This window comes from Streptomyces sp. MK37H (assembly GCF_018035285.1).
In the GTDB taxonomy this organism is placed as follows: Bacteria; Actinomycetota; Actinomycetes; order Streptomycetales; family Streptomycetaceae; genus Streptomyces; species Streptomyces endocoffeicus.
Genome location: NZ_JAAAYH010000460.1, coordinates 1 through 6,842 on the forward strand (window position 1 = coordinate 1; position 6,842 = coordinate 6,842).

Consider the following 6,842-nt stretch of genomic DNA (forward strand, 5'->3'; position numbering starts at 1 on the left):
ACGAGACGCCGCGTGCGGAACGCGGGGGAAGCTGGAGCTCAGAAGGCATCAACAGCTCGAACAGCGACAGCGAGCCCGCACAGCGCAGCGGAACCCGTGGTCACGGGTCGGCAGGGGCGCGTGGGTCACTGACATGCGACCTAGGAGACCCGGATCGCCGCGCCGCTGTCAACTTCATCTCACGTTTCAGGTCAAGGTTCACCTCATCCGGTCGCTGTGGAGGCAGAAAGGTTTGTGCGCGCGTTGTATTGGTGACACGGCGCATCAACGCGCATCACCCCGCACCACCCCGCCCACTCCGCACCATCTCCCGCGCGATGCAACGGGACCGGCGCCGATGGCGTCCTCCTCAGTGAGTGAGAGGAGGGATCCCGGGCAACGGAAGGGGAAGGTGTCGCGTTTAGGCTGATTTGAACACTTTCCGCGCAGCCTTGGTTCCGCAGAGTGAATAAGAGGCCCAATAGCAGATCTCGGCTTGACTGGCCCGGATCGGCACACTTGTAATTTCACTCGTGTCGTTCTGCCGCTTCACCAACGGCATCAGGCACGGGGACGCAAAGACAGACGAGGGGCGCACATGACCGAGTTGTTCCAGCAACTGCTGGTCGAAGAGGCGGACGAGGAGCTCGGTTGGCAGGAGCGCGCGCTGTGCGCCCAGACCGATCCCGAGTCGTTCTTCCCGGAAAAGGGCGGATCCACCCGTGAGGCGAAGAAGGTCTGCCTCGCCTGCGAGGTCCGTTCCGAGTGCCTCGAGTACGCCCTCGCCAACGACGAGCGCTTCGGCATCTGGGGCGGTCTGTCCGAGCGCGAGCGGCGCCGCCTGAAGAAGGCCGCCGTCTGACCCACGGCGTCCGGGACCCGCCGTCCGACCCACGGCGTCCGGGACCCGCCGTCCGACCCACGGCGTCCGGGATCCGCCAGATCCGCCGGACCCGTCGTCAGGGCCGCCGGGCCCGTCGGACCCGTCGGACCTGGCAGAACCGCATGACCCGCGCTGACATATCCGCACAGTTCACGGCGGAGTGAGCCACCGCGACCGGTCCGCCCCCGAGCCCATGGCGACGGGAGGCGGACCGGTCGCATACACAGCCGTTAGTGTGGGGCCCCGTCCGAGACGCTCCAACGCCCCCATGGGGCGCGCGCGTCCACCGCAGTCCAGCGAACCGGGGCCCGTACCTCGATGTCCGTGCACAGCCACCCGGCGGCCCAATACCCGGCCGCCACCGCCGCGTTTGCGCCCGTTCACGAACCGGTTCAGACACCGGCCTATCCGCGTCATGTCGTCACCGCCGTCCTGGTCGCCCACGACGGCGCCCGCTGGCTGCCCGACGCGCTGTCCGGTCTGCTCGGCCAGGAGCGCCCGGTCCAGAGCGTCATCGCGGCCGACACCGGCAGCGCCGACGACTCCGCCCGGCTCCTCACCGAGGCCCTCGGCGAGGAGCGGGTGCTGCACATGGCGCGCCGCAGCGGCTTCGGCACGGCCGTCGCCGAAGCGGTCCGTACGGCCCCGGTGCTGGGTCCCGAGGAGCTCACCTACCTCAAGCGCCCCAGCAGCTGGGACCCCGTCAACCGCACCTGGCGCGACGACGCGTACGACATGCCGGAGCTGCCGCACGGCGAGCCCGTCCAGTGGCTGTGGCTGCTGCACGACGACTGCGCCCCCGAGCCCGACGCCCTGGCCGAGCTGCTGCGGGTCGTCGACGCCGAGTTCACCGCCAACCGCGAGCCCGCGATCGTCGGACCCAAGCTGCGCGGCTGGTACGACCGCCGGCAGCTGCTGGAAGTCGGCGTCAGCATCGCCCGCAGCGGCCGCCGCTGGACCGGCCTCGAACGGCGCGAGCAGGACCAGGGCCAGCACGACCAGGTGCGCCCGGTGCTGTCGGTGTCCAGCGCGGGCATGCTGGTGCGCCGCGATGTGTGGGAGCAGCTGGGCGGTTTCGACTCCCGGCTGCCCCTGATGCGCGACGACGTCGACCTGTGCTGGCGCGCCCAGGCGGCCGGGCACCAGGTGCTGGTGGCCCCGGACGCCGTACTGCGGCACGCGGAGGCGTCCGCGCGCGAGCGGCGGCCCATCGACTGCGTGGGGCGCTCCGTAGCCAACCCGCATCGCGTGGACAAGGCGGGCGCCGTCTACACCCTGCTGGTCAACACCCGGGGCGCGCTGCTGCCCTATGTGATGCTGCGGCTCCTGTTCGGCACGCTGCTGCGCACCCTGGCCTATCTCGTGGGCAAGGTGCCGGGGCAGGCCCTGGACGAGGTCGCCGGTCTCTTCGGTGTCCTGCTGCGGCCGGGGCGGATCCTCGCCGCCCGTAAGCGCAGAGGCCGCCCCGCGACGGAGCCGAGCGAGCTGCGGCCGCTCTTCCCGCCGCCCGGCGCGACCGTAAGGGCGACGGTCGAGCAAGTCGCCAGCAATATCGGCGGCCGTTCCGAGCCCGAGCTGTCCTCAGGCGGGCGGCACGGCGCCGTCGAGTCCGGGCCCGGCGGCGACGACGCCGACTTCCTGGAGATCGAGCAGTTCGCCCGGCTCAAGCGGATCGCCCGCAAGCCCGGCCCGATGCTCTTCCTCGTGCTGCTGGTGGTCTCGCTGGTCGCCTGCCGGGATCTGCTCGGCGCCGGCGCGCTCGCGGGCGGGGCCCTGCTGCCCGCGCCCGCCCATGTCTCCGAGCTGTGGTCGAGCTATGTGGACGGCTGGCATCCGGTCGGTACCGGCGGCACGCAGTCCGCGCCGCCGTATCTGGCCGCCCTCGCCTCGCTGGCCACGGTCTTCCTGGGCTCCACGGGCTTCACGCTGACCCTGTTGCTGGTGTGCTCGGTGCCGCTGGCCGGGTTCATCGCGTACTTCGCCTCCCGGCCGCTGGTCGAGTCCCGGCTGCTGCGCGCCTGGGGAAGCGTCGCGTACGCCTTCCTCCCGGCCGCGACCGGGGCGCTCGCGGGCGGGCGGCTCGGCACCGCCGTGCTCGCCGTACTGCTGCCGCTGATGGCCCGGGCGGCGGCCGCCGCGACCGGCTTCACCGGCAACGGGACGCGGCTGCCGAGCTGGCGGGCGACGTGGGCGTACGCGCTGCTGCTGACGTTCACCATGGCCTTCACCCCGGTCGTCTGGCCGATGGCGCTCCTCCTGGGCGCCGGTGTGCTCGTGCTGCGCCACCGGCAGAGCGGCACCGAGCAGCTCATGGGGTACGGGCTGCGGTTCCTGAGCCTCGTCGTCACCCCGCTCGTCGTGCTCGCCCCCTGGTCGCTGGACCTCGTCACCGACCCGGCCCGCTTCCTCAAGGAGGCCGGGCTGGACCGCGGCGCCGGCTCCGCGTCCGCCCTGGACCTGCTCGCGCTCAGCCCCGGCGGCCCCAACGGCGGCGGCACGCTGCTGCTGCTCGGCTTCGTCCTGGCCGCGCTCGCCGCCCTGATGCGCGGGGAGCGGCAGACGGTGGTGCGCACCGCGTGGGCCGTGGCGCTCACCGGCTTCCTCTTCGCGGCGCTCACGAGCGGCTCCGGCTGGGCCGGGCCCGCGACCCTCGTCTACGGCCTGGCGCTGCTGACCGCCGCCGTGGTCGGCGCCGAGGACGCGCGGGAGCGGGTGGCGGCGCAGAGCTTCGGCTGGCGCCAGCCGGTGGCGCTGCTGATCGCGGTCGCCACGGTCGCCGCGCCGCTGTACGCGGCCGTCACCTGGATGACGGGCGGCGCGGACGGCCCGGTGGGACGGCGCGACCCCTCGCAGGTCCCGGCGTTCGTGGCGGCCGAGAGCGCCACCGAGGACCAGGCCCGCACTTTGGTGCTCGGCGGCGACAGCGGTGCCGCCCACGCCGACTACGCCCTGGTGCGCGGCTCCGGCGCCCGGCTCGGCGACGGCGAACTCGCGGCGGCGGGCGGCTCCGACACCCGGCTCGACGGTGTGGTGGCAAATCTGATCGCGGGCTCCGGCGCCGACCAGACCCGTCAGCTCGGCGGCTACGCGGTGCGCTATGTGTACGTCCAGAAGGGCGCGCCGCCCGAGATGGAGCGGGTGCTGAACGCGACCCCGGGCCTCACCCAGCTCAGCCGGCAGCACGGCGGAGTGCTGTGGCGGGTCGACCAGCGGGTCTCGCGGGTCTCCATCGTCCCGGCCGAGTCCTCGGGCCGCCCGGCGGGCGGGGCGGCGGCCAAGCCGGTGCACGTGGCCTCCGGCCCCGTCGAGGCGCACACCACGGTGCCGGACGGCACTGCGGGGCGGGTGCTGCGGATCGCCGACCGGTCCGCGCCCGACTGGCAGGCCACGCTCGACGGCAAGCCGCTGAAGCCGACGACGGTCGACGGCTGGGCGCAGGGCTTCGAACTCCCGGCGAGCGGCGGCCGGTTGGACCTCACCTACGACACGCCCATCACACACACCGCATGGGTGTGGGCGCAGGGGCTGCTCGCGGTCGTGCTGCTGGTGCTCGCGCTGCCGGGCCGCCGCCGGAACGTCGACGACGACATGCCGGACGCGGAGGGCACGGCCGCCGCCGTCACCGCCGAGGATCTGGCGGGCGACGGCCGCCGGGCGCGGCGGCTGCGGGCCGCCGCGGAGGCGCAGGCGGCGCAGGCCCCTCAGGATGGGGGCGCCAAGGGGCGGCCGGAGACGGACCCGGCCGCCGCGGACGCGATGCCCGGGCAGCCGGGCGAGGTTCCCCCGATGCCGGGTGAGCCGCCGATGCCGGGTGAGCCGCCGCTGCGGCCGACCGCCGAGCCGGCCGCCATGGGCGACCCTTACGGCGACAACGCGATGGCGAACGACCCTTACGGCGACCAGACGGCCGCCGGTGACCCGTACGCGGCGGTGCCGCACCAGCAGCAGTACGGGCAGCAGTGGGACGCGCAGACGTACGCCGACGCCGGATACGGCCAGTACCCGGCCGGTCAGTACCAGGGAGAGCAGTACGCGGGGGAGCAGTACCAGGGCGAGGGCTACGCCGGCCAGTACTCCACCGGCCAGTACCCGGCCGGTGACTACCAGGGCGGCTATCAGGACACCGGCTATCCGGCCGGCTACCAGGAGGGCCAGTACCCGGCGGACCCCTACGCGGGCGGCCAGTACGCCGACCCTTACGGCTACGACCAGCAGCAGCCCTATGCCGACGGTGGCTACCCCCCGCAGGGCGACACGACGTACGGCGGCGCCGACCCCGAGGACCGCCGCGACGGGAGCGATCAGCAGCGATGAACCGCAGCACCCTGTCCCTGATCGGCGCCGCCACCGCGCTGGCCGCCGTCACCGGCGTCGCGGCCCTCACGGGGGGCTCCTCCGACGACGCGGACGCTTCCGTGAAGGCCGCCACCCGGCTGCCCGTTCAGCGCTCGACGCTGCTGTGCCCCACGCCCTCCTCCTCGGACGTGAGCGACACCACCTACACCGCGTACACGCCCAAGCGGGAAGGGGCGGACGCCAAGGACGGCGCCGCCGAACTGCTGCCGGCCCAGAACCCCGCTGACGACACGACGGATCCCGGCGGCGACGGCGGTAAGGACGACGGCAAGAACGGTAAGGACGGCAAGGGCGGCGGGAAGGGCGGCCAGGCGGCCCCGGGCGGCGACAAGCCCGTGCTGCCCCTGAAGGAGCCCGGCAAGCCCGTCACCACCGAGGAGAGCAGCGCGGGCGCGCCCGCGCTCATCGGCACCGCCGACGGCCGCTTCGCACCCGGCTGGACCGTCCAGCAGACCACCACGATCGACGCGGGCAGCGGGCGCGGCCTCCTGGGCACCGCGTGCACGGCACCCGACACGGACTTCTGGCTCCCCGGCGTCAGCACCGACCGGAACCGCCAGGACTTCGTCCATCTGACGAACCCGGACGACGCCGCGGCCGAGGTGGACCTGAAGCTCTACGGTCCGAGCGGCCGGCTGAAGCCCTCCACCGACGAAGCGATCACCGTCCCGCCCCGCTCCACGGTCCCGGTCCTGCTCTCGACCCTCACCGACCAGCGGGCGGCGAGCGCCTCGCTCCATGTGACGGCCCGCACCGGCCGGATCGGGGCGGCCGTGCAGGCCGTGGACCAGAAGGCGGGCAGCGACTGGCTCCCGGCCTCCGCCGTGCCCTCGACGAGCGTCGCGATCCCCGGCATCCCCAAGGACGCCACCTCGGCCCGCCTGATCGTCTTCGCCCCCGGATCCGACGACGCGGACCTCAAGGTGCGGCTGGCCGGGCCGAACAACGCGATCACCCCGGCCGGACATGAGTCGCTGCACGTCAAGAGCGGGATGACGACCGCGATCGACCTCGGCGACGTGACCAAGGGCGAGCCCGGCTCGCTGCTGCTCACCCCCGAGGGCGGCGAGGGCCCGGCCACACCGGTCGTGGCCGCGCTCCAGGTGACCCGGGGCAAGGGGAGCGACCAGGAGACGGCGTACATCCCCGCGACCGCCGCGATCGAGCGCAGCGCCACCGCGGCCGACAACCGCACCAAGGGCTCCACGCTCTCCCTGGTGGCGCCGCGCGCGTCCGCCAAGGTGCGCATCACCGCCTCGGCGGGCGCGGGAGGCGGCAGCCCGGTCAGCAAGACCTACGAGGTCAAGGGCGGCACCACCAAGGCCCTGGAGCCACCGCGCCCGGCCTCGGGCAAGGGCCCGTACGCGGTGACGGTCGAGCGGCTCTCCGGCGGCCCGGTGCACGCCTCACGGATGCTGGCACTGTCGCAGGACGGGGTCCCGATGTTCACGATCCAGTCGCTGCCGGACGACCGGGGCACGGTCGCGGTGCCCGAGGCGGGCCAGGACCTGTCCCTGCTCAACGACGACTAGGGCGGGGCTGGAGCCTCGGCTGCCCGCCCTGGGGCCCGTCGTGCCCCGTGGGCGCGGTCACCGCTGCCCGCTACGGGGTGTCCGGCGGATCA

Annotated in this window: 3 protein-coding genes; all 3 read left to right on the top strand. The window is 73.8% G+C overall.

The window, feature by feature from the left end:
- The first annotated feature begins 577 nt into the window (after positions 1-577).
- On the top strand, positions 578-841 hold the full coding sequence (locus GWI24_RS37725; protein ID WP_004952403.1) for a WhiB family transcriptional regulator: 264 nt from the start codon (positions 578-580) through the stop codon (positions 839-841).
- 339 nt (positions 842-1,180) lie between these two features.
- Positions 1,181-5,176 (top strand): glycosyltransferase family 2 protein, encoded by a 3,996-nt coding sequence (locus GWI24_RS37730; RefSeq protein WP_210950557.1) that lies wholly within the window; start codon positions 1,181-1,183, stop codon positions 5,174-5,176.
- Positions 5,173-6,750: a DUF5719 family protein gene (locus tag GWI24_RS37735; RefSeq protein ID WP_210950558.1), complete on the top strand. Its 1,578-nt coding sequence runs from the start codon at positions 5,173-5,175 to the stop codon at positions 6,748-6,750. Before GWI24_RS37730 ends, GWI24_RS37735 begins: the two co-directional genes overlap by 4 nt.
- Positions 6,751-6,842: the final 92 nt, after the last annotated feature.

Bases quoted from the DNA above. Each gene is read 5' to 3' on its own strand.
- GWI24_RS37730 (WP_210950557.1), top strand. From the start codon at position 1,181: ATGTCCGTGCACAGCCACCCGGCGGCCCAATACCCGGCCGCCACCGCC.
- GWI24_RS37735 (WP_210950558.1), top strand. From the start codon at position 5,173: ATGAACCGCAGCACCCTGTCCCTGATCGGCGCCGCCACCGCGCTGGCC.
- GWI24_RS37725 (WP_004952403.1), top strand. From the start codon at position 578: ATGACCGAGTTGTTCCAGCAACTGCTGGTCGAAGAGGCGGACGAGGAG.